Source organism: Actinoplanes sp. NPDC051346 (genome assembly GCF_040682215.1).
GTDB lineage: Bacteria > Actinomycetota > Actinomycetes > Mycobacteriales > Micromonosporaceae > Actinoplanes.
In genome coordinates, this window is sequence record NZ_JBFBAJ010000015.1 from 80,789 (window position 1) to 100,539 (window position 19,751).

General features: G+C 69.5%; 24 protein-coding genes and 4 tRNA genes. 7 read left to right on the forward strand and 21 right to left on the reverse strand.

Going from position 1 to position 19,751, the window contains the following annotated elements; translation table 11 throughout:
* Positions 1-163: 163 nt before the first annotated feature.
* From rplL to AB0M36_RS31215, 15 genes are all read right to left on the reverse strand, one after another.
* The gene (gene rplL, locus AB0M36_RS31145; protein WP_364164741.1) at positions 164-547 is read right to left on the reverse strand and encodes a 50S ribosomal protein L7/L12; all 384 of its coding nucleotides are present in this window, start codon (positions 545-547) and stop codon (positions 164-166) included.
* A gap of 54 nt (positions 548-601) precedes the next feature.
* Entirely contained in the window at positions 602-1,147 is a 546-nt protein-coding gene (gene rplJ / locus AB0M36_RS31150) for a 50S ribosomal protein L10 (protein ID WP_364164744.1), read from the reverse strand.
* A gap of 294 nt (positions 1,148-1,441) precedes the next feature.
* Positions 1,442-2,140 (reverse strand): hypothetical protein, encoded by a 699-nt coding sequence (locus tag AB0M36_RS31155; RefSeq protein WP_364164747.1) that lies wholly within the window; start codon positions 2,138-2,140, stop codon positions 1,442-1,444.
* Positions 2,137-2,904 carry an ATP-binding cassette domain-containing protein gene (locus AB0M36_RS31160; RefSeq protein WP_364164750.1) on the reverse strand — a complete coding sequence of 256 codons (768 nt, stop codon included), beginning with the start codon at positions 2,902-2,904 and terminating at the stop codon, positions 2,137-2,139. Before AB0M36_RS31160 ends, AB0M36_RS31155 begins: the two co-directional genes overlap by 4 nt.
* 68 nt (positions 2,905-2,972) lie before the next feature.
* Positions 2,973-3,683, reverse strand: coding sequence for a 50S ribosomal protein L1 (gene rplA / locus AB0M36_RS31165; protein ID WP_364164752.1), 711 nt, complete (start codon positions 3,681-3,683; stop codon positions 2,973-2,975).
* A gap of 78 nt (positions 3,684-3,761) precedes the next feature.
* On the reverse strand, positions 3,762-4,526 hold the full coding sequence (nusG, locus tag AB0M36_RS31170; protein WP_364164755.1) for a transcription termination/antitermination protein NusG: 765 nt from the start codon (positions 4,524-4,526) through the stop codon (positions 3,762-3,764).
* 27 nt (positions 4,527-4,553) lie between these two features.
* Positions 4,554-4,925 carry a preprotein translocase subunit SecE gene (gene secE, locus AB0M36_RS31175; protein WP_364164758.1) on the reverse strand — a complete coding sequence of 124 codons (372 nt, stop codon included), beginning with the start codon at positions 4,923-4,925 and terminating at the stop codon, positions 4,554-4,556.
* A gap of 117 nt (positions 4,926-5,042) precedes the next feature.
* A tRNA-Trp gene (locus AB0M36_RS31180) sits at positions 5,043-5,115 on the reverse strand.
* A 187-nt stretch (positions 5,116-5,302) separates the two neighbouring features.
* The gene (locus AB0M36_RS31185) at positions 5,303-5,698 is read right to left on the reverse strand and encodes a MaoC/PaaZ C-terminal domain-containing protein (protein ID WP_364164761.1); all 396 of its coding nucleotides are present in this window, start codon (positions 5,696-5,698) and stop codon (positions 5,303-5,305) included.
* Positions 5,691-6,149, reverse strand: a complete 459-nt coding sequence (locus AB0M36_RS31190; protein WP_364164764.1) for a MaoC family dehydratase N-terminal domain-containing protein — start codon at positions 6,147-6,149, stop codon at positions 5,691-5,693. Before AB0M36_RS31190 ends, AB0M36_RS31185 begins: the two co-directional genes overlap by 8 nt.
* 145 nt (positions 6,150-6,294) lie before the next feature.
* Positions 6,295-6,462 carry a 50S ribosomal protein L33 gene (rpmG, locus tag AB0M36_RS31195; protein WP_071803282.1) on the reverse strand — a complete coding sequence of 56 codons (168 nt, stop codon included), beginning with the start codon at positions 6,460-6,462 and terminating at the stop codon, positions 6,295-6,297.
* Positions 6,463-6,586: 124 nt separating this feature from the next.
* A tRNA-Met gene (locus AB0M36_RS31200) sits at positions 6,587-6,659 on the reverse strand.
* A 46-nt stretch (positions 6,660-6,705) separates the two neighbouring features.
* Positions 6,706-6,781: transfer RNA gene (locus tag AB0M36_RS31205), tRNA-Thr, on the reverse strand.
* Between the two features lie 125 nt (positions 6,782-6,906).
* Positions 6,907-9,435, reverse strand: coding sequence for a bifunctional diguanylate cyclase/phosphodiesterase (locus AB0M36_RS31210; RefSeq protein ID WP_364164767.1), 2,529 nt, complete (start codon positions 9,433-9,435; stop codon positions 6,907-6,909).
* A 59-nt stretch (positions 9,436-9,494) separates the two neighbouring features.
* Positions 9,495-9,650, reverse strand: coding sequence for a hypothetical protein (locus AB0M36_RS31215; protein WP_364164770.1), 156 nt, complete (start codon positions 9,648-9,650; stop codon positions 9,495-9,497).
* A 258-nt stretch (positions 9,651-9,908) separates the two neighbouring features.
* Here AB0M36_RS31215 and AB0M36_RS31220 point away from each other — a divergent pair, with 258 nt between their 5' ends.
* The gene (locus AB0M36_RS31220) at positions 9,909-10,310 is read left to right on the forward strand and encodes a hypothetical protein (protein WP_364164773.1); all 402 of its coding nucleotides are present in this window, start codon (positions 9,909-9,911) and stop codon (positions 10,308-10,310) included.
* A 26-nt stretch (positions 10,311-10,336) separates the two neighbouring features.
* Here the strand turns inward: AB0M36_RS31220 and AB0M36_RS31225 are convergent, their stop codons facing one another.
* From AB0M36_RS31225 to AB0M36_RS31235, 3 genes are read right to left on the reverse strand one after another with little or no spacing between them, the layout of a single operon-like run.
* Positions 10,337-11,146 (reverse strand): sulfurtransferase, encoded by an 810-nt coding sequence (locus tag AB0M36_RS31225; RefSeq protein ID WP_364164776.1) that lies wholly within the window; start codon positions 11,144-11,146, stop codon positions 10,337-10,339.
* A gap of 19 nt (positions 11,147-11,165) precedes the next feature.
* Entirely contained in the window at positions 11,166-11,468 is a 303-nt protein-coding gene (locus AB0M36_RS31230; protein WP_364164779.1) for a hypothetical protein, read from the reverse strand.
* 30 nt (positions 11,469-11,498) lie between these two features.
* Positions 11,499-11,993: a YajQ family cyclic di-GMP-binding protein gene (locus tag AB0M36_RS31235; RefSeq protein WP_364164782.1), complete on the reverse strand. Its 495-nt coding sequence runs from the start codon at positions 11,991-11,993 to the stop codon at positions 11,499-11,501.
* 150 nt (positions 11,994-12,143) lie between these two features.
* Between AB0M36_RS31235 and AB0M36_RS31240 the strand changes: the two genes are divergently transcribed.
* Positions 12,144-12,224, forward strand: a tRNA-Tyr gene (locus AB0M36_RS31240).
* A 723-nt stretch (positions 12,225-12,947) separates the two neighbouring features.
* Here AB0M36_RS31240 and AB0M36_RS31245 read toward each other — a convergent pair.
* From AB0M36_RS31245 to AB0M36_RS31255, 3 genes are all read right to left on the reverse strand, one after another.
* Complete coding sequence (locus tag AB0M36_RS31245) at positions 12,948-13,412, reverse strand: Lsr2 family protein (protein WP_364164785.1); 465 nt, start codon at positions 13,410-13,412, stop codon at positions 12,948-12,950.
* A gap of 157 nt (positions 13,413-13,569) precedes the next feature.
* On the reverse strand, positions 13,570-14,196 hold the full coding sequence (locus tag AB0M36_RS31250; protein ID WP_364164787.1) for a class I SAM-dependent methyltransferase: 627 nt from the start codon (positions 14,194-14,196) through the stop codon (positions 13,570-13,572).
* Positions 14,197-14,262: 66 nt separating this feature from the next.
* Positions 14,263-15,468, reverse strand: coding sequence for a HEAT repeat domain-containing protein (locus AB0M36_RS31255; RefSeq protein WP_364164790.1), 1,206 nt, complete (start codon positions 15,466-15,468; stop codon positions 14,263-14,265).
* A gap of 37 nt (positions 15,469-15,505) precedes the next feature.
* On the opposite strand from AB0M36_RS31255, the gene AB0M36_RS31260 reads away from it, so the two are divergent.
* The 5 genes from AB0M36_RS31260 (at position 15,506) to AB0M36_RS31280 (ending at position 19,672) form a co-directional block, all read left to right on the forward strand.
* Positions 15,506-16,507 carry an LLM class flavin-dependent oxidoreductase gene (locus tag AB0M36_RS31260; RefSeq protein WP_364164793.1) on the forward strand — a complete coding sequence of 334 codons (1,002 nt, stop codon included), beginning with the start codon at positions 15,506-15,508 and terminating at the stop codon, positions 16,505-16,507.
* A gap of 61 nt (positions 16,508-16,568) precedes the next feature.
* On the forward strand, positions 16,569-17,396 hold the full coding sequence (locus AB0M36_RS31265; RefSeq protein ID WP_364164796.1) for a GNAT family N-acetyltransferase: 828 nt from the start codon (positions 16,569-16,571) through the stop codon (positions 17,394-17,396).
* Positions 17,393-18,055, forward strand: a complete 663-nt coding sequence (locus AB0M36_RS31270) for an MOSC domain-containing protein (RefSeq protein ID WP_364164799.1) — start codon at positions 17,393-17,395, stop codon at positions 18,053-18,055. Before AB0M36_RS31265 ends, AB0M36_RS31270 begins: the two co-directional genes overlap by 4 nt.
* A gap of 35 nt (positions 18,056-18,090) precedes the next feature.
* Complete coding sequence (locus AB0M36_RS31275) at positions 18,091-18,486, forward strand: DUF4180 domain-containing protein (RefSeq protein ID WP_364164801.1); 396 nt, start codon at positions 18,091-18,093, stop codon at positions 18,484-18,486.
* Positions 18,487-18,685: 199 nt separating this feature from the next.
* Complete coding sequence (locus AB0M36_RS31280; protein ID WP_364164804.1) at positions 18,686-19,672, forward strand: DUF5937 family protein; 987 nt, start codon at positions 18,686-18,688, stop codon at positions 19,670-19,672.
* The last annotated feature ends 79 nt before the right edge of the window (positions 19,673-19,751 follow it).

Genomic DNA, 19,751 nt, shown 5'->3' on the forward strand with positions numbered 1-19,751 from the left:
GAGACCTTAGCGCAGCAATTGTTGCTGGTCATGCCTTTTGCCCGTCGGCTAGCCGACCACCGATCACTGCCCGTCTGAACAGCCATAACGCACCGAAACAGACGCAGGCGAGGACCCGCGAACGGGCCCTCGCCTGCGACGAGAGAAGCGGTGAAGCCTCAGATCACTTGAGGGTGACCTTGGCGCCTTCGCCCTCGAGCTTGGCCTTGGCCTCCTCGGCCTTCTCCTTGTTGACACCCTCGAGGATCGCCTTGGGGGCGGCCTCGACGGCGTCCTTGGCCTCCTTGAGGCCCAGGCCGGTCAGCTCGCGCACGACCTTGATGACCTGGATCTTCTTGCCACCGTCGGCCTCGAGGACGACGTCGAACGAGTCCTTCTCGACCTCGCCCGGGCCGTCGTTGGACGGGCCGGCCGGGCCGGCGATCGCGACCGGAGCCGCGGCGGTGACCTCGAAGACCTCTTCGAACTGCTTCACGAAGTCGGAGAGCTCGATCAGGGTCATTTCCTTGAACGCGCCGAGCAGCTCGTCGGTGCTGAGCTTCGCCATATCAGGCAACCTTTCGTTGTTTCTGTGGATGTAAGTCACTCCGCGCGGGCCCGATCAGGCCTCGGCGGAACCGTCCTGCGCGCGCTTGTCCTGCAGTGCGGCCGCCAGACGTGCGACCTGGGCGAGCGGGGCCTGGAAGGTCGCCGCAGCCTTGGTCAGGTTGCCCTTCATGGCGCCGGCCAGCTTGGCCAGCAGCACCTCGCGGGACTCGAGGTCGGCGATCTTGCCAACCTCGGCCGCCGAGATGGCCTTGCCCTCGAAGACGCCGCCCTTGATCACCAGGACGGGGTGGGTCTTGGCGAAGGCCCGAAGACCCTTGGCCGCCTCGACCGGGTCGCCACTGACGAAGGCGAGCGCGGTAGGACCGGCGAAGAGCTCGTCGAGGCCCTGGATGCCCGCGTCGCTGGCCGCCCGCTTCGCGAGCGTGTTCTTCGACACGGAGTACTTGGTCTCGTTGCCCAGCGAGCGCCGAAGCTCGGTGATCTCGGAAACCGTGAGGCCGCGGTACTCGGTCAACACGGTGGCCGAGGAGTTACGGAACTGCTCCGTGAGCTCGGCGACGGCAGTGGCCTTGTCGGCCCGGACCGGCTTGTCCGCCATGTCCCTCCTCTCAATGCTCAAGAGCCGCTGGAGGTGGTGAGCGGACCCGCAACATGAGAAACGCCCCGGCGCGGGGCGCACGGGGCGGACATGGGCGCGACAGCGCCAACATGATCACGAACCGTTCTCCCCTGCGCGGGCCGCCCGCTTGCTGCGGGACCTTCGACCGCGGCCACCGTCCTGCGACGGCGACTGCGGCGACCAGCGGTCTATGGGTGGAACTTCAACACCGAAGAGTACGCGGCGCGGCGCCACAGACCAAATCGGCCTCCCGACCTGACGCCGAACCCGCCGTCACGCGCGACGACGGCGAAGCCAGAGGTATCCCGAGAGGGCCAGCGCGCACCACCCCAACGCCCACCCTCCGAGGAGCCAGAAGGTCGCGGTCGATGGCAACGGCACCCGGGCGAGAGCCCGCGCGAACGCCATCACCGGCGGCACGAGCCACGGCGCGATCGAACCTTGCAGACCCAGCACCACGGCCAGCACCGACCCGACGGCGAGCACCGTCACCCCGACACGGACCGTACGCGTCACGGCGCGGCTCGCCAGCGCTCCCAGCCCGACGCCCGCGGCGAGCGACAGCAGGTGCGCGACGACGCCGAGCCACACGCCGACCGCCATGGAGGGCTCGGCGGTGCCGGGATCGGGTCCCCGGATGGCACCGAACGGCACCGGTGCGACGAGGGCCGCCACACAGATGACCAGCCCGGCCAGCGTCGCCGCGAGCGCACCGGAGAAGGCCTCCCGGACCGGGCCGACCGTGACCCGGGCGAGGTGGCGTTGGACGTCCGGCTCGGTGTCGAGGACCACCTTGGTGAGCCAGGCGAACACGGGAAAGAGCATGGCGGCGGAGTAGCCGTACGCCGAGGCGGCGGACGACTGGCCCCCGCCGTAGAGGATGCCGAGCAGGGCCAGGCCGACCATCAGCGGGGCGAGGGCGCGGCCACCGCGGAGGAAGCCGGCGAGACGCATCCGGGTCAGGGCGATCATCGCGGCTGCTCCTCGCGGACGCCCAGGATGCGGTGGCCGTCGGCACGCAGCCGGGCCAGCGTCCGGTCGGCGTCCGCGCGGCGGACGGCGACCTCGACGACCACGTCGCCGCTGCCCATCGCCTCCGCCGCTCGCGAGGCGGTCTCCGGGTCCGACGGGATCGGGTTGGCAATGAGGGTGCCGTCGGCGACCGTCCAGTGGACCGGGTTGGGCAGGCCGGCGATCTCGCCGCGATGGTCGCTGACCAGCACCGCTCCCCCGGCGGCGGTCACCTCGGCGACGATACCCGGAATCAGCGTGCGGGCCTGGGCGTCCAGCCCCTCCCACGGCTCGTCGAGCACGAGCAGGCCCGGGGCGGCGAGGAGCGCCTGGGCGAGGCCGACCTTCTGCGCGGTGCCCTTGGAGAGGGCGTTGAGCGCGGTGTCCCGGTGCTTGCCGAGGCCGAGGCGCTCGATCCAGCGGTCGATCTCGCCGTCACCGCGCAGTCCGCGCAGCGCCGCCATGCCGCGGAGGTATTGGCGGGTCGTGAAGGGCTGGTCGGCGGGAAAGCGCTCCGGGACCCAGCCGACCACCTCCGGACGGTCGCGCACGGCGCCCCGGACCGGTCGCAGCACGCCCGCGGCGAGCTGGAGGAGGGTGGACTTGCCGGCGCCGTTGCGGCCGAGGACGACCACCGTGGAGCCCGGCTCGACGGTGGCGCCCACCTCACGCAGGGTCCACTCCGCACGGCGCGCATATCGGAACCAGAGCTGCTCGAATCGCACCTCGGCAGCCTGGCACACAAAGAAGCCCCCGGGTTATCCCCGAGGGCTCCTTCTGTGGATGACGAGCGTCAGTCCTGGGTCTCGCGCAGGTTCTTGACGATGTTGGGGTCGACCGGCACGCCGGGGCCCATGGTGGTGCTGACGGTGACCTTCTTGAGGTACTTGCCCTTGGCCGCGGACGGCTTGGCCCGCAGGACCTCGTCGAGCACCGCGCCGTAGTTGTCGACCAGCTGCTCGGCCGAGAAGGAGGCCTTGCCGATGATCAGGTGCAGGTTCGAGTGCTTGTCCACCCGGAAGGTGATCTTGCCGCCCTTGATGTCCGAGACCGCCTTGGTCACGTCCATGGTGACCGTGCCGGTCTTCGGGTTCGGCATGAGGCCGCGGGGGCCGAGGATCCGGGCGATGCGGCCGATCTTGGCCATCTGGTCCGGGGTGGCGATCGCGGCGTCGAAGTCCAGCCAGCCGCCCTGGATCCGGGCGACGAGCTCGTCCGTGCCGACCTCGTCGGCGCCGGCCGCGACGGCCTCCTCGGCCTTCGCGCCCTGGGCGAAGACGATCACACGGGCGGTCTTACCGGTGCCGTGCGGCAGGTTGACCACGCCGCGGACCATCTGGTCCGCCTTGCGCGGGTCGACGCCGAGGCGCATCGCGACCTCGACCGTGGCGTCGAACTTGGTGGGGCTGGCATCCTTCGCCAGCTTCACGGCCTCGGCGGGCGCGTAGAGCTTGCTGGCGTCGATCTGCTCGGCGGCCTTGCGGTATGCCTTGCTGCGCTGCATGTTCTCGTACTCCTGTGGTTGATGGCGGGACGCATCCGTGCGCGCCCCTCCCACGAATTACCTGGGGTGATGCCTCAATCAGATCTTGGCGACCTGGTTGAAGTTCAGCTCGACCGGCGTCTCCCGGCCGAAGATCGACACCAGCACCTTGAGTTTCTGCTGGTCGGCGTTGATCTCGGAGATCGAGGCCGGCAGCGACGCGAAGGCGCCGTCGGTGACGGTGACGGAGTCGCCGACCTCGAAGTCGAGGACCTTGACCTCGGGCTTGGCCTTCTTCTCCTCGGCCTCGACGGCCGGGGCGAGCCACTTGAGCACCTCGTCGAGCGACAGCGGCGCGGGCCGGTCGACCCGGTCGGTCGCGCCCACGAAGCCGGTCACGCCCGGGGTGTTGCGCACGCAGGAGTACGACTCCGGCGTCAGGTCCATCCGGACCAGGATGTAGCCCGGGAAGACCTTGGCCTGCACCTGGTTGCGCTTGCCGTTCTTGACCTCGACCTCTTCGCGGGTCGGCACCTCGACCTGGAAGATGAAGTCCTCCATGTCGAGGCTCGTGATCCGGGTCTCGAGGTTGGTCTTGACCTTGTTCTCGTAACCGGCATACGAGTGCACCACGTACCAGTCACCGGGGGCGTAGCGCAGCTTCTGGCGCAGCTCGGCGACGGGGTCGTAGTTCTCGTCGACCTCGGGAGCCTCGGCAACCGGGGACTCTGCCTCGGTGGCCTCGGCGTCCGGGTCGGCGCCTTCGGGCTCAGCGGCGGCCTCAACCGACTCGGCCTCGCCCGCGGTCGCCACCGAGGACTGCTCCTCGGCGGAAAGGGCGGTCTCGTCGTCGTACTCAGGCACGCTTGCTCACTTCCGTAACTATCAGCTTCAGTTGCCGAACGTCGCCAGGACAGCCTTGCTGAACCCCAGGTCCAGCAGGGCGACGATCGTGGTCACCACGGTGACGAACACGATCACGACGCTGGTGTAGGTCAGCAGCTCGTTGCGGGTCGGCCAGATGACCTTACGCAGCTCACTGACGACCTCGCGGAAGAAACCGCCGATGCGGTTGCCGCTGCGGCCTTCCTTCTTCGACTTGGGCTTGTCGTCGTTCTCGGTGCGCTCGCGGACGGCTGTGCCACCACCGGAGGTTACCGGCTCGACGTCGTGGGCCTGGTCGTCGGCGACTGCGTCGTCGAACGCCTCATCCTCGGGGCGGTCGCCTGCAGCGTCGTCACCGGGTCGCTTCCTCTCGGCCACTTCGCCCTCTTCCGTCGTCGGTCGGTGGATGTCGCATCAGCGCGCCCTACGCGGCGCACGGTCGTACCGGCGGCCCGCGCCGGGCGTCCGCCGCCGGGCCGATACGGGTTCGGTGCGCAGGGGTGACAGGACTTGAACCTGCAGCCTGCGGTTTTGGAGACCGCTGCTCTGCCAATTGAGCTACACCCCTAGGTGAGGCGGCCATGCCCGTCGCACGCTTCGCATGCGAAAGACAGGGTCGAATTACCCCACGGCGGACCAGTGTACGGGTTAGTGCACGTGATTCCCAACCCGCCCCCTCCCCCTGGTGGCACGGGCGTGGCGGGACATCTCGCCACCCGGGCCGTCGTCGTGGTGGACGACGGCCCGGCCGGGAGTCACCTCTTGCGCACCGTGGCCCTCGCCAGGGCAAGGACCTTCTCGCCGTTGCAGGTGGCGGTGATGTCGATCTTCGTGAGCCCGTCGTCGGTGACCTCTTTGACGACGCCGCTCACTACGACCTCCGTGCCCTCGTCCGTGTCCGGCACCGGCACCGGACGGGTGAAGCGGACGCCGTACTCGACCACCGCGTCCGGGGCGCCGGCCCACTCGGCGACAGCGCGGCCGGCGAGGGCCATCGTGTACATGCCGTGGGCGATGACGCCGGGCAGGCCCACGCTCTCGGCGACGCGGTCGCTCCAGTGGATCGTGTTGAAGTCACCGGACGCGCCCGCGTACCGGATGAGGTCGGCTCGGGTGACGCGGAACGTCTGGGTGGGCAGCTGCTCAGCCATGGTCTTCCTCCCCGCGCTGGACGAGCTTGGACCAGACCGTGACGACCGGCTCCCCGGCCTCGGTGGAGACCTCGGTCCGGGTCGTCATGAAGTCGTGCCCGCCGCGGCTGGTGATCTCGTCGACGGAGTTGACGCAGACCAGCGAGTCGCCGGCGACGACCGGCCGGGTGTAGGCGAACTTCTGGTCGCCGTGCACGACCCGGCGGTAGTCGAGGCCGAGTTCGGGGTCGGCGAGGATCTGGCGGCCCGAGGAGGCCATGGTGATCACGACCGGGAAGGTGGGCGGCGCGACCACGTCGGAATAGCCGGCGGCGCGGGCGGCCTCGAGGTCGTGGTACAGGGCGTCGGTGGCGCCGATAGCGGTGGCGAACTCACGGATCTTCTCGCGGCCCACCAGGTAGGGCTCGGTGGCCGGCCAGCTGCGGCCGACGAAAGAGGGGTCGAGGGGCATGAGGGGAAACTACCCTGTCGGCCGCCCGGACATAAGAACTTGCACGGAGCGCGCACATTGTGATCTCAGCTCCGGAACACCATCAGCCCCCGAACGCAGAAACGGCGGCCACCCCGGTGAGGGGTGACCGCCGACTTCCGAAAGATCAGCGTGTCTCGCGGTGCAGGGTGTGCTTGCCGTCCCGCGGGCAGAACTTCTTCAGCTCGATGCGGTCCGGGTCGTTACGCCGGTTCTTACGCGTGATGTAGTTGCGGTCCTTGCACTCCGTACACGCCAAGGTGATCTTGGGACGGACGTCGGTCGCCTTGGCCACGGCGGGGTGCCTTCCTGCTCACGGATTCACATACGACATACCAGCGTAGACGCTTGCCACGCAGACATGCAAAACGCCGGACGTCGCCCGGGTTGCACGGCATCCGGGACAAGTCCCGGACCAGTAGCGGTGGCCGGACTTGAACCGGCGACACAGCGATTATGAGCCGCTTGCTCTGCCATCTGAGCTACACCGCCGCGCCAGGCTGAAATACCGCGCCTGAGGGCGGATCACGAACCCGGGTGGAGCCCCCTTACGGAATCGAACCGTAGACCTTCTCCTTACCATGGAGACGCTCTGCCGACTGAGCTAAGGGGGCGCGCGCGATCTCTCGCTTTGTTGCGCAGGGAGAAGCTTACACGGCCGCTCAGCCGAGGTGAAATCGGTACCCCGGCGCGGCGAAACCCCAGTTCAGGGCCGACCGAATCGCCGAGGTCGGTCGAATCAGCCCACGGCGCGCAGCCGGCGCACCTCGCCGGTCGGCGTCTCCTGGGGCTCGGTCTGCGCACTCATCCACGTGTTGAGCCGCTCCACCGGCAGCGGTCGGCTGAAGAAATACCCCTGCCCGATCTCGCAGCCCAGCTCCGCCAGCAGGTCCAGGGTGAGCTCGCTCTCGACCCCCTCGGCGACCACGGTGAGGCCGAACTCCCGGGAGAGCCCGATCACGGCACGCACGATCGCCAGGTCGCCCGAGTCGGTCGCCATGCCCTGGACGAAGCTGTCGTCGATCTTCACCTCGTGGACCGGGAGCTGTCGGAGGTAGGACAGCGACGAGGCCCCCGTACCGAAATCGTCGACCGAGAGTCGGACGCCCAGATCCCGCAGGCGGTAGAGGGTCGGCAGGGCCCGCTCGATCTCGCCCAGCATGCCCGGCTCGGAGATCTCGAAGGTCACCTGGCCGGCGGCGACCCCGTATTGCTTCAGCAGCTCGTGCACCTGGTCGGGGAACCGGGGGTCCAGCAGGGTGCGCGCCGACAGGTTGACCGCGATGGACAGCGGACGCCCCGCCTCCGCCCACTCCCGGCAGTGCCGCAGCCCGGCCGTGAGAACGACCTGGGTGAGCCGGTGGAGCTGGCCGGTGTGCTCGGCCACCGCCACGAAGTCGTCCGGGGAGACCTCGCCGTGCGCGGGGTGCTGCCACCGGGCCAGGCACTCGACCCCGATCAAGTGCCGGTCCTTGATGGAGACCTTCGGCTGAAAATGCACCTCGAGCTCCCCCGCGTCCAGCGCGCGCCGCAGGTCGGCGGCGAGACCGAGGCGGCGGGCCGCCCGCGACTCGAGGGCGGGGTGGAACATCTGTACGCCGTACGGGAGGGCCTTGGCCGCGTTGGCGGCCAACTCCGCGCGGCGCAGCAGGGCGTCGGGGTCGTCGCCGTGGTCCGGATGCAGGGACACGCCGGCGGCGGTGTCCACGTCGAGGGTGAGGGAGCCGACGATCATCGGGCCCCGAAGCTGCTCACGCATCTCGGTGGCCAGCCGGACGGTCTCCTCGGCGCTCTCGACCCGCAGCGTGACCACGAACTCGTCGCCGCCGATCCGGCCGACCAGCGCGCCCGGCCCGGCGATGCCCCGCAGGCGCTCCGCGACCTCGGCCAGCAGCTTGTCGCCGGCGGCGTGGCCCATGGACTCGTTGACGTCGCGGAGGCCGTCGACGTCGAAGAGGATGACCGCGACCACCTCCCCCGGCGCCCGCACCTTGACGGACTCGGCGAGCGCGTCGGTGATCCTCCGCCGGTTGGGCAGCGAGGTGAGGCGGTCGTGGTAGGCGTCGAAGCGCAGCCGCTCGACCAGCCGCGAGTTCTCCACCGCGACGGCGGCATGGGCGGCGATCGTCTCGAGCACCTGCACATCGGCGTCGCGGAAGGTGACGGCGTCGTTGAGCCGGTTGACGACCTCCAGGCTGCCCACGGTGGTCTGACCCGACCGCAGCGGCACCGCGATGACGTCTTTGACCCCGCTGTCGCGCAGGAACGGCCGCAGGTGCACCGTGTCGCTGAAGCGGGCACCGACAGCTACAGTGCCGCCTTCCTTGAGTGCCTCCTCGCGCACGACGGTGGGGGTCGGCGCGATGTCGAGCAGGCCCTTGCCGTCCACCCGGGCGGTCAGCAGAACCTCGGGATGGCGCCCCAGGGCGGGCAGCCAGAGGGTCGCGTACTCGGCTCGCATGAGTGTGCGGACCCGGCTGAGCAGGATGTCGGGAAGGCTGCCGTCGTTACCCTGCTCGCGCATGGCCTGGGTGAGCTCGTACACCTCGGTCAGCGTGCGGTGCTGGCGGTAGAACTCGGAGAAGGAGCGCAGCACGAACGCCAGGGCGAGCAGGAGCAGGCCCAGCGGGACAGCGGCCCACCACGTCGCGTCGAGGGCGACGAGACAGACGAGGCCCATGACGATGTTGATGGCCGCCGTGACCAGGGTCTGGGATCCGGCCCGGAGGGCGTCCTGGCCCGCGCGACGATCCTGGACAGCGGTGATCACACAGGCGTAGGACAACCAACTCACCAAGGCGGCGGCGACAACGCCCGCGGCAAGGACGCCCCAGGTCGCCGGGCCGGCGCCGACCGCCTTTGGCAGCGAAGACACGACCACGAGGGCGGTGGCCGTGCGGGCTGCGGACTTGGCGACGTTGTAGGCGGTCTTGGTCGTGTCCATGCGCGACCAGAGATGCGTCACGAGACTCGCGACGGTCTGGGCCAGGATCACGGCCGGTGGCGACAGGAAGTAGATCGCGAGGATCAGGGGAATTTCGTTCAGTACGACGACGAAGGCCTGCCGGCGGATCACGACACTCAGCACGCTGACGTGGGCCGCGACAAAGGCCACCAGCACCAGCAGGACACCGGGCCACTCGCGCCACCAGGTGGGGTACTGGTACCAGTAGACGACTAGACAGACAAGGGCGAAGAGCGCCAGCGGCGCGGTGACAAGCCACGCGAATTGCGCGGAACGCCGACGCGGGTGCGGTCGCCCGGCCATTGCGCGCTCCTCGTGGTCGTACCGTCTGGCGCTACCGTCCGTGAGACGAAACGGACCGATCAGGTCCAGTCGATGTCACCCAGGACGGGCTGGACAGCAGCAACTGCCGATCCCCCGGCCCCGTGCTCGGGCGACGCTGCCGCGGCGGCGCCGCCGGCCAACACCGCGAGCACGAAAACCAAGCCGGCGAAACGGCCCAGCTTCCTTGCGAACATGATTTCTCCTCGTTACGGAAAGGTCGCTTGGATGGGGGGTTCCATGATGGTGCCACACGCCGAGTACGTCAGACAGCGTCCATCGGCGGGTCGAAGCTACACATGCCGAAATCTTGGCTAAACGGCTGAGGCGGGCACGTAACTCCCGGGCGCAATATTGATAGCTTTGCGCCCGAAATAGCGGCAGATGCGAAGTGGTTTCGCATGCTTACGTCAAGGCGCCTTGACGTCAAGCCAGCTTGACGTGACACTGAACAAATGACTACTCCTGATGAACTGGAACAACAGCACACGCTGTCCACCGCCACAACGCGCTACGACGAGCTGAGGATGCGGGAGGCGCTCGCCGCGATGACCGGCGACGGCTTCGACGACGCCACGCCGCTGAGCCAGAAGGAGAGCCTTGAGCTGCTCGCTCTCAGCGAGGTGGTCAGCCGCAAAGCCGGATACGGCCGCCAGGCGATGGTCCGCTCCGCCCGCTCCGCCGGAGCCTCGTGGACGCAGATCGGTGCCGCCCTCGGCACCAGCAAGCAGGCCGCGTGGGAAGCGCACAACCGCTGGATCGAGGAGCAGTCGCGCCAGCACGAGCGGACGGGCTACGAGGGCCTGGGACCGGACGAGGCCGACGCGGCCCGCGGACTCGCCGGCAGTCCGGATTGACGTCCCGCCATTCTTCGAAGCTTGTCTTAATTGCCCGTAGCGGCGGGACGATCGGTCGCGCTGTATTGCGACCACGAGCCCGGATAGAGCCGACCGACACCGAGGCCGGCATGCTCCATCGCGAGCAGGTTGTGACAGGCAGTCACTCCGGAACCGCAATAGGACACGACACTGCTGCCGTCACCGACTCCGACGGAGGCGAAGCGTTTCCGTAACTCCGGCACCGGCAGAAACCGGCCGCTGTCATCGACATTCTCGCGGCACGGCAGATTGCGCGCCCCGGGAATATGACCCGCCCGCGGATCGACCGGCTCCAGGTCGCCCAGGAACCGCGCCCGCTCCCGCGCGTCCAGCACCACGGCATCCCCGTCGACGACGGCCTCGAGATCGGCCAGCCGGTCGCCCGGCCACGGCCGGGGCGTGAAAACCGCGCGGGTCCGGGCGGTCGTCCCGCTCACCAGAGGTCCTTCGTACGCGGAAAGCCCACCGTCCAGCAGCGCGGCGTCATGCCCGGTGGCGCGCAGCATCCAAACCAGTCGCGCCGCGACCACTCCGCCCGCGTCGTCGTACCCGACAACGATGTCCTCGTCGCCGATGCCCGCGACGGCCATGCCCTCGGCGAAGACCTCGGGATCGGGAAGCGGATGCCGGCCCTCGGCCGGCGAGGCCGGCCGGGCCAACCACCGGTCCAGGTCGACGAAGACGGCCCCGGGCAGGTGGCCGCCCACGAACGCCGCCCGCCCCGAACGCCCGTCGAGATACCAGCGGACGTCGGCCAGCACCACCCGGTCCCCACGCTCCCGCACCCACTGAAGGTCGACGACCGGATCGATCACCACGGCTCCTCGGCAATAGCTAGCTGTCCTCAGTCGGCCCGCCCCGGCGCGGCCGATACTTCAGAAGGGCAAACACGACGAGCACGATGGCGAACGCGCTCACGGCGCCCCCGGCAGTCCCACGAAGAACCGCCTGCCCCACCGCCATCAGAAGCAACGCCGCCCCGAACAGCAAGTGATACAGGGCGGCGTCGCGGACGCGGAGAAAATTCCGTCGGGTGCTCGCCGGAGCGCGGCCGGTCACCAGCATCGTCACTCCGAAGAGCGTCAGAGCCAGCCCGATGACGCCGCCGACGAGGAGCGTCGTCCTGCCAAGGTCCATAGACCTCAGTCTGCGGGGCGGGGCGGAGCTTTACCGGTAGTTGGTGAACTGCAGGGCGACCCCGAAGTCCTCCTGCTTGAGCAGGGCGATGACGGCCTGAAGGTCGTCCCGCTTCTTGCCGGTGACCCGCAGCTGGTCGCCCTGGATCTGCGCCTGCACACCCTTGGGCCCCTCGTCGCGGATCTTCTTGCTGATCGCCTTCGCCTTGTCGGCCTCGATCCCCTCGACGACCTTGCAGTCGATCTTGTAGGTCTTTCCCGACTGACGAGGCTCCCCCGCATCGAGAGACTTCAGCGAAATGTTGCGCTTGACCAGCTTCTCCTTGTAGACCTCGAGGGCGGCGACGGCCCGCTCCTCGGTCTCCGAGGTGATGGTGACCCCGTTCTCCCCCGACTTCACGACGGTGGTCCCGGTCCCCCGAAAATCAAACCGGGTGCCAAGCTCCTTCTCCGCCTGGTGGAAGGCGTTGTCCACCTCCTGGCCGTCGACCTTGCTCACGATGTCGAACGACGGGCTGGCTGCCATGATCAGACTCCTGCTGCTGGGCCACGTATCGATGTCCACGAAGGCCCGGCGAGGGCCCTCGACATGCCGACCGTACCCGGTTGCGGAACCGCCTGTCGGTACGGCTATCCTGTTCTCCGCTGCCAAGGAACACCGAGGCGGCGATGCCCAGGCGGGTTGCCCGAGCGGCCAATGGGAGCGGACTGTAAATCCGTCGCGAAAGCTACAGAGGTTCGAATCCTCTACCCGCCACAGGCACACAGAACGGCCCCGGAAGCTGCGGAAACGCGCTCCGGGGCCGTTCTCGTCGGAGGGCGGACCTCACCACCGTCCCGCTCTGCTTACCTCTGTCGCCGCCGCGGGCGCGTCCTTGCCTATTCAGCAGATCGGCGAGGGGGCTCGAAACATCGGCCGGGCAGGCTGCGGGTGATCGATCGGTTTCGCCCATGCGAATAACCATGGGGGCCGGGCCGTGCTGGCCGGCATAGCGCAGGAGCTGACGCCGGGTCATGCCGAAGTAGCGCTCGACGTCTTCGTCCGTGACACCCATGACGAAAACGACCACTCTGGTCGGTGTGACCGACGTCTCCGGCGACGGCACGAAGGTGACGCTGGATTCGGACTTCGGCCTGACCGTGTCTGACACCAACGATCACACCAACGTGTACGTCAGCGACCTGGCCGCCAAACGACGACCTTGGTCAGTGCCACCCCTGTCGGGAAGGCCGGCGGTGGCCACAGCATGGCACGCTCGTCGCGTTCTGTTCGGAGGTGGCGAATCTTGTCCCGCGGGACGCGAACCAGTACACGATGGATGGGTTCCTCCGCGAGCTCGAGACCGGCACGACTGAGCTGGTCAGCTTGAACCCGGAGGGCGAGTCCACCAACGACGCCGGCGCGTCGCCCGTGCTGCTGAAATGCCCGGGGGCGGGCTACACCAAAGCGTGGAGCCCGCCCCCGACGAGCAGGAATTGCTTAGCTGGCCTTGAACTGCACCGCCGCCGCCTTCTTGCGAGGCGCCCGCTTGGTGGCCTTGGCCGGCGCGCTTTCCGCGGCCTTCGACGCCTTGGCGGGCTTCGCCGGCGGTGCCACGGGAGCCTTCTGCGCCGCCTCGTACGCCTCCGTCACGTGCTGCGGAATGCGGCCTCGCTCGGAGAGCTGGTGGCCATTGTTCGCGGCCCACTCGCGGATGGCCTTGTTGTCCGCCTTCGCGGCCTGCCGGGTCCGGGACGGCACAATGCCCGGCCGCCACACGCCAGCGCCACGGCCGATCTTCGATGCCGCGCCGGCATAGGGGGCCATTGCTTCCCGCAGGGCGGCGGCATTGGTCTCGTTCAAGTCGATTGTGTAGTTGGTGCCGTCGAGCGAGAACGTAACGGTCTCGGTGGCCACGCTTCCATCGACGTCGTCGATCAGGGTTTCGATAATCTGCTTTGCCATGGTTTCCTCTGTTATTCGAAGGCGGCCGATCGTGGCCGACTGCTGCGTTTCCCCCGATTGATTCGTGCCACCCTAGCGAAGATCACCAGAGAGGGCTCATCGGACCTCTTACTGTCACCGGGAAACACCTGGCGCGCAGCGGCACTGGGCCCGCCTCTCACGACCAACAGTGGCGGTGGGATGAGATCGCCGGGCGGGCCAGGGTCAGGGCCTGGAAACGGAAGCCCTGCTCGATCGCGTGGAAGTCGACGATCTCGAAAAACTCCGCGACCGCCGACAGAATCCGCTCGTCCGTGCGGAAGGAGAAGAAGCGGCCGTCGTCCTCCATGATTCCCTCCGAGTCCACGCCTCCCCACAACCCGAGATAGGCCAGGCCGCCCGGCACCATGACCTCGCGGATCGAGCTCAGCGCCTCGGCCAGGTTGTCATTGGGCACGTGAAGAAGGCAGTTCATCGACCACACCGCGTCGAATGCCGCCGGGGCAAAGCCCAGGTGAAGCACATCGCGCACCTGCGCCGTCAGGCCTTTGCGGCGGCAGAACGCCACCTGTTCCGGCGAGATGTCAACCGCGGTCACCATCAGCCCCGCGTCCGCGAAGTACGCGCTGTCCTGGCCCGTTCCCGCGCCAATCTCCAGCAGAGTCTTCGCCTGCGTGGCGTGAAGGCGGTCCAGGAAGGCGGCGCGTTCGGCGAGTTTCCAGGCCTGCTTCGCCGTGGCCTCGCGTTGCTCCGCTCGGGCGTCGTAAATGGTGCGCAGGCTATCGACCACTTCGTCATAGCTCATCGGGGCCTCCTGCCTCTAGCGTGGCGTACCGATGCCGATCTGCACCACATCGCCGAGCAGTTGAAGTCACTTCTGTAGTTGGCGGTTGGCGATCCAACTCAGCGTCGGGTCCGGGTCGTCCAGGTAGCGGCGCAGGACCGGTGCGGCCGCCTCCGGGTCGAGGTGCCGCAGGACGACGGCGACCCGCTGCCGCACCACCGGGTCCGGGTCGTCGGCGAGCGCCAGGACGTGCGGCGTCCAGCGCGCGCGTTCGGTGACGGTGGCGAGCGCGCTGACGGATGCCGCCCGTACGGTCGCTTCGGGATCGCCGATCAGCGCGATGATCCGCTGCGCCGCCCGGGGGTCCGACTCGACGGCCCGGCTCAGTGCCTTGGCCGCCTCGACCCGCCGCTCGGGTGCGGGATCGTCGGCGAGCGCCAGGATCGGGTCGAGTGCGTCCGCACCACCCAACGCGCCGAGGGCCGCCTGGGCGCGTTGGCGGACCCCGCGCTCGGGGTCCTCGGCGAGGCGGCGCAGCAACGTGATCGCCTCCGCTCCGCCGAGCTGCCCCAGCGCGTACGCGATCGCGGACCTGATCCGCGGCGTCGGATCGTCGACGTGGGCGGCAAGCTCCCCGACGGCGTCACCGTCACCCCGGTCCCCCAGGAAGCCGACGGCCGCCGCGCGTACGTCCTCGAACGGGTTTCGCAGGGCTTGCTCCAGCGCCGCGTACGCCTCCGCATGCCCGGGCGCCGCGATCGGGCGGTAGGGAATCGCCCGGGTCTGGTGCCACGTGTCGCAAAGCTTCGCGACGGCGAGGGACCGAACCTCCGGGTCGGCGTCGGACAGGGCCACGGTCAGCAGGGGTACGGCCGGTGCACCGGGCAGGCAGGCCAACGCCCGCAGCCCCGTCCGCCGCTCGGCGACGGCTTCGCTGGTGGCGTACGCGGTCGCCGTCCGACGGCCGGCTTCCTCGTCCGCGCACAGCAGCGAGGCGATCTCGCTGTAGAGGTTCTCCTGGTCGTCATGCGCCTCGCGGGTCGCGGCCCGCAGCAGTGTCGGGAGCACGGCAGTGCCGGCGATGGCTGCCAGGATGGTCGCGATCACGTCCCGGCCGAAGTCGTCGTCCTCGTCGAGGAACCGCTCCAGCAGCCTGTGCAGCTCGGGCACCAGCGTGGTGTCGCCGCAGCTCCTGAGCGTGTCTATGGTCGTGCCCAGGTCCATTTCCACGTCGTCGTCGGACGCGTCGAGGAAGCGGACCAGGTTCGCCAGGACGGCACGGTTGTCGATCATCGAGCTACCGTGCCACAACGGCCTATCCTCGGGCGTTATGAGTCGCGTACCGCTGTCCGTCCTAGACCTGGCCACCGTGCGCGAGGGGCACGACAGCGCCGACGCGTTGCGGGGGACCACCGAGGTGGCGCGGGCCGCCGACGAGCTGGGGTATCAGCGGTTCTGGGTGGCCGAGCACCACAACATGCCGGCCGTCGCCTCGACCTCGCCGCCGGTGCTGATCGCCCACCTCGCCGCCAACACACGCCGGATCCGAGTGGGGTCGGGCGGGGTCATGCTGCCCAATCACATGCCGTTCGTGGTCGCCGAGCAGTTCGCGCTGCTCGAGGCGCTGCATCCGGGCCGCATCGACCTGGGCATCGGCCGCGCGCCCGGTACCGATCAGGCCACCGCCGCCGCCCTGCGCGGGGTGTCGCCGCACCTGACCGTCGAGCAGTTCCCCGACCATCTGAGCATGGTGCTCGCGTTGCTCGGCGACGAGCGGGTGACTCCCGAACGCCTCGGGCGGCTTCGGGCCACGCCCGCGGCCCGGTCGTTTCCCGAGGTGTGGATGCTGGGGTCGTCGACGTACGGGGCTCAGGTGGCGGCGGCGTTGGGGTTGCCGTTCTGCTATGCGTACCACTTCGCGATGGGTGGCGACCTGGACGCCGCGGTGCGGCTGTATCGGTCGGGGTTCACGCCGTCGCCCCGCTTCCCCGAGCCGCATCTCATGGTCAGCGCCTCCGTGCTCGCCGCGGAAACCACCGAGGAGGCGCACTACCTGGCCGGGCCGAGCCGGGTCATGGCGATGAGCCTGCGGACGGGCCGGCTGGGCCCGATCGTCTCACCGGAGACCGCGGCCGCCGCCGATCTGTCCGATCTGGACCTCAGCGTGCTGCCGGGTACGCAGTACGCGGGCACCGCCGAGGAAGTCGTCGCCGGACTGGACGCGTTGGTCGAGCGGACCGGTGCCGCCGAGCTGATGCTGGCCGGCGCGGTCTATGACCCGGCGACCCGGCGGGAATCGCTTGCCCGCGTCGCCAAGGCCTGGGGCCTGTGAGGCACCGACGTATGCGGTTTGTCAGAGGTCCCCACCGCCCAGGTCTGCGAGAATCACCCTCATGACCTGGCACCTCACGGGGGATGTCGAGCGGTTCCTGGCCGCGACGGGCGCGTTCCTGCGCGCCCGTCCGGTGGAGAACACCCTGCCACTGACGATCGCCGAGCACGTGCGGCTACACGGCCCGAGGGCCTACGGCCCGCGGGACGCGGTCTTCGGGTGGCACGACGGCGAGGAAGCGGCGGCCGTGTGGACACCGCCGCGGCCGCCGGTGTTGTCCGCGATGTCTACGCAGGCCGCCGCCGCGCTGGCTGAGGCGCTGAGCGGCGACCTGTCCGGCGTCTCCGGGCCCGTCGCGGTGGTGGAGGCTTTCGCCGCCGCCTGGGAGCGGCGCACCGGCGCGACGGCGAAGGTGCACAGCCGCATGCGGCTCTTCCGGCTCGGCACGCTGGTGCCGCCCACGCCCCCGGCGTCCGGCTCGGCCCGGGTCGGCGGTGCCGGCGACCGCCAGCTGCTCATCGGCTGGACGGCGGCGTTCTTCCGCGAGGTCGGCGAGGACGATCCCGAGATCGAGGCGTTCGTCGACGACCGGCTCTCCTACGGCGGCATGATGCTCTGGGAGGACGGCGGCACGCCGGTGTCCATGGCGGCGCTGACCCGGCCCGAAGCCGGCATGGTGCGGGTCCAGGCCGTCTACACCCCGAGGGAGCACCGCGCCCGCGGATATGCCGGCGCTGTCACCACGGCGATCAGCCGGGCGGCCCTGAAGGCGGGCGCCACCGAGGTGGCGCTCTTCACCGACCTGGATAATCCGACGTCCAACGCGCTGTACCAGCGTCTGGGCTACGAACCTCTGGAGGACCGTACCGTCGTGGAGTTCCCGTCATGAGCAGGGTGTTGCAGGTCAATCTCGCCGTGCCGGAGGACACCGGCGTCAAGAAGATCGGGACCACCGGCATCACCAAGCGGCCGGTCACGCATGCGGTCGCCGTGCGGGCGCCCGGTCCCAGGGGTTTGCCGCCCGAGCAGGCGAGCGGGTTGGCCGGCGACCAGATCTTCGACACCGCGCACCACGGCGGCGACGAGCAGGCGGTCTATGCGTACGCCCGCGAGGACTACGACTGGTGGGAGAAGGAACTCGACCGCGAGCTTCCCGGCGGGATGTTCGGCGAAAACCTGACCACCGTGGACGTCGACGTGTCCGGCGCCGAGCTCGGCGAGACGTGGCGGGTCGGCGACACCCTCGTGTTGCGGACGACGTTCGGGCGCATCCCGTGTGCGACCTTCCAGTGGAAGATGGGCGAGCCGCGGTGGGTCAAGCGATTCGCCGCGGAGAGCCGACCGGGGGCGTACCTGCGGGTCGTCACCCCCGGAGACGTGCGGGCGGGCGACGAGGTGACGGTCCTCGACCGCCCGGGGCACGGCGTGACAATCGCCGACGCCTTCCGCACCTGGATGCACGACCCGACGCAACTCGCCGCTTACCTGGAGATCGACGGGCTGCCCGACAGCCTCAAGGCCGATATTCGCAAGCGTCTCCGGCTCTGATCCGCGAGGATGTCCCGGCGAAGGGGAGGCGGAACATGGATGACCAGGTGATCGAGTTCGCGGGCGAGGCGGTTCTGCTCTGCGCCGAGTCCGGGGCACGCGTCAGCGACCCCCAGGACGCCCTGGACCTGATCGGCGCGGCGTTCGGCCAGGCCCAGACGGTGGCGATCCCCGCCACCCGCCTCGACGAACAGTTCTTCCGGCTCCGCAGCGGCGTCGCCGGCGAGATCATGCAGAAGTTCGTCAACTACCGGATCCGGCTGGTGATCCTCGGCGACATCTCGACCCACGTCGCCGCTAGCGACGCCCTGCGCGACCTCGTCCGCGAATCGAACAAGGCCAACCACATCTGGTTCCTGCCGACTGTGGACGACCTCGAGGCCCGGCTCCGGACCCGCACCACGGCGCGGAACCTGCCCGGCCGATCCTGACGGCCCGCGACGGGACCGCCCGGCCAGCACGGGACGGGACCCGGCCGGCCGCCCTTCGACCCCAGCTTGCTCCGGTACGCGGCATGGTCAGCCTTGATCGGAATGCTCGCCCGGATCCCCAGCCAGGGTGTCCGCCGTGACCATCCGCGCCCGAGAAGCCTAGCCGCCGTCCCGGCAAGACATCGGTATCGTGCTATGGATGATCGAGCTGTTGTTCGAGCCGGGTGACCTGGCCCGGATCCGCTTCGCGCGCTCACCCGTGCAAGAGCTCATGAGCAGCATGCGGATCGCCGGTCACGCCGATCGGACCCGGATGCACCAGCCGTGGGTGCAATCGGTGCGCGGGGCCGTGTCCGCCCTGCGGCTCGACCTGCTGCGGCCGCTGCTCGCCGGCCGGCGATACGTGCCCGACTTCCTGACGCCGCCGCCGGATCGGATGGACACCAGGTTGCCCGACGAGCTGGCCCGGGTGCGCAGCACGCCGGAGGCGACCGTCCGTGCGCAGCTGGAGCTGCTCGCCGGGGACGGCGCTCTACCGGAGGCGTTGCTGCCGCTGTACGAGGATCCGAAGCGGCACCTGGGCCAGCTGGCCGCCGAGATGCAGGCCTACTGGCGGGTGGCGATCGATCCGGTCTGGTCCCGGCTGGCCGGCCTGCTCGATGCCGAGATCGGCCACCGTGCCGACCAGCTGACCTCCGGCGGCATCGTGCGGCTGCTGGGCAATCTGCACCCGGAGCTGGAATACGCCGACGACGCGTTGCGGATCCTCTGGCCGGCCTGGCAGTCGCAGAGCCGGCTCGATGGGGCCGGGGTGCTGCTGGTGCCGTGCGTGTTCGCCTGGCCCTCACTGCTGGTCGACACCGATCCACAGTGCCCGACGCTCGTCTACAGCCCGCGCGGTGTCGGCCAGGTCTGGGACGGCTCGGCCCGGTCGGTGACGCCGCCGGTCGCCGATCTGCTCGGCCGCAGCCGGGCGGCGCTGCTGGCGCGGCTCGACCTGCCGCTGTCCACCACGCAGGTCGCGCGGGACCTCGGGCTGAGCGTGGCGGCGGTCAGCGAGCACCTGTCCGTGCTGCGCCGGTCGGGGCTGGTCCGGTCGCGCCGGGCCGGTCGCCAGGTGCTCTACCAGCGCACGGCACTCGGCACCGACCTTCTGGGGGCCGGTGCGGGGGCGAGCATTCGGTGAGCGCCGAATCGTGGAGCCGCCGCGGCGCATCAGCACACCATGTCCTCCGACAGCGCAACGGACATGAGGGAGGCCACAC

What these genes read in the sequence shown, in the direction of transcription:
- rplJ (WP_364164744.1), bottom strand. Translation starts at nt 1,147, where the DNA reads ATGGCGGACAAGCCGGTCCGGGCCGACAAGGCCACTGCCGTCGCCGAG.
- AB0M36_RS31230 (WP_364164779.1), bottom strand. Translation starts at nt 11,468, where the DNA reads ATGGACCTTGGCAGGACGACGCTCCTCGTCGGCGGCGTCATCGGGCTG.
- AB0M36_RS31250 (WP_364164787.1), bottom strand. Translation starts at nt 14,196, where the DNA reads ATGAGCTATGACGAAGTGGTCGATAGCCTGCGCACCATTTACGACGCC.
- AB0M36_RS31190 (WP_364164764.1), bottom strand. Translation starts at nt 6,149, where the DNA reads ATGCCCCTCGACCCCTCTTTCGTCGGCCGCAGCTGGCCGGCCACCGAG.
- AB0M36_RS31265 (WP_364164796.1), top strand. Translation starts at nt 16,569, where the DNA reads ATGACCTGGCACCTCACGGGGGATGTCGAGCGGTTCCTGGCCGCGACG.
- AB0M36_RS31185 (WP_364164761.1), bottom strand. Translation starts at nt 5,698, where the DNA reads ATGGCTGAGCAGCTGCCCACCCAGACGTTCCGCGTCACCCGAGCCGAC.
- AB0M36_RS31210 (WP_364164767.1), bottom strand. Translation starts at nt 9,435, where the DNA reads ATGGCCGGGCGACCGCACCCGCGTCGGCGTTCCGCGCAATTCGCGTGG.
- AB0M36_RS31235 (WP_364164782.1), bottom strand. Translation starts at nt 11,993, where the DNA reads ATGGCAGCCAGCCCGTCGTTCGACATCGTGAGCAAGGTCGACGGCCAG.
- rplL (WP_364164741.1), bottom strand. Translation starts at nt 547, where the DNA reads ATGGCGAAGCTCAGCACCGACGAGCTGCTCGGCGCGTTCAAGGAAATG.
- AB0M36_RS31245 (WP_364164785.1), bottom strand. Translation starts at nt 13,412, where the DNA reads ATGGCAAAGCAGATTATCGAAACCCTGATCGACGACGTCGATGGAAGC.
- AB0M36_RS31275 (WP_364164801.1), top strand. Translation starts at nt 18,091, where the DNA reads ATGGATGACCAGGTGATCGAGTTCGCGGGCGAGGCGGTTCTGCTCTGC.
- AB0M36_RS31255 (WP_364164790.1), bottom strand. Translation starts at nt 15,468, where the DNA reads ATGATCGACAACCGTGCCGTCCTGGCGAACCTGGTCCGCTTCCTCGAC.
- AB0M36_RS31215 (WP_364164770.1), bottom strand. Translation starts at nt 9,650, where the DNA reads ATGTTCGCAAGGAAGCTGGGCCGTTTCGCCGGCTTGGTTTTCGTGCTC.
- AB0M36_RS31155 (WP_364164747.1), bottom strand. Translation starts at nt 2,140, where the DNA reads ATGATCGCCCTGACCCGGATGCGTCTCGCCGGCTTCCTCCGCGGTGGC.
- AB0M36_RS31220 (WP_364164773.1), top strand. Translation starts at nt 9,909, where the DNA reads ATGACTACTCCTGATGAACTGGAACAACAGCACACGCTGTCCACCGCC.
- AB0M36_RS31280 (WP_364164804.1), top strand. Translation starts at nt 18,686, where the DNA reads ATGATCGAGCTGTTGTTCGAGCCGGGTGACCTGGCCCGGATCCGCTTC.
- AB0M36_RS31270 (WP_364164799.1), top strand. Translation starts at nt 17,393, where the DNA reads ATGAGCAGGGTGTTGCAGGTCAATCTCGCCGTGCCGGAGGACACCGGC.
- AB0M36_RS31260 (WP_364164793.1), top strand. Translation starts at nt 15,506, where the DNA reads ATGAGTCGCGTACCGCTGTCCGTCCTAGACCTGGCCACCGTGCGCGAG.
- rplA (WP_364164752.1), bottom strand. Translation starts at nt 3,683, where the DNA reads ATGCAGCGCAGCAAGGCATACCGCAAGGCCGCCGAGCAGATCGACGCC.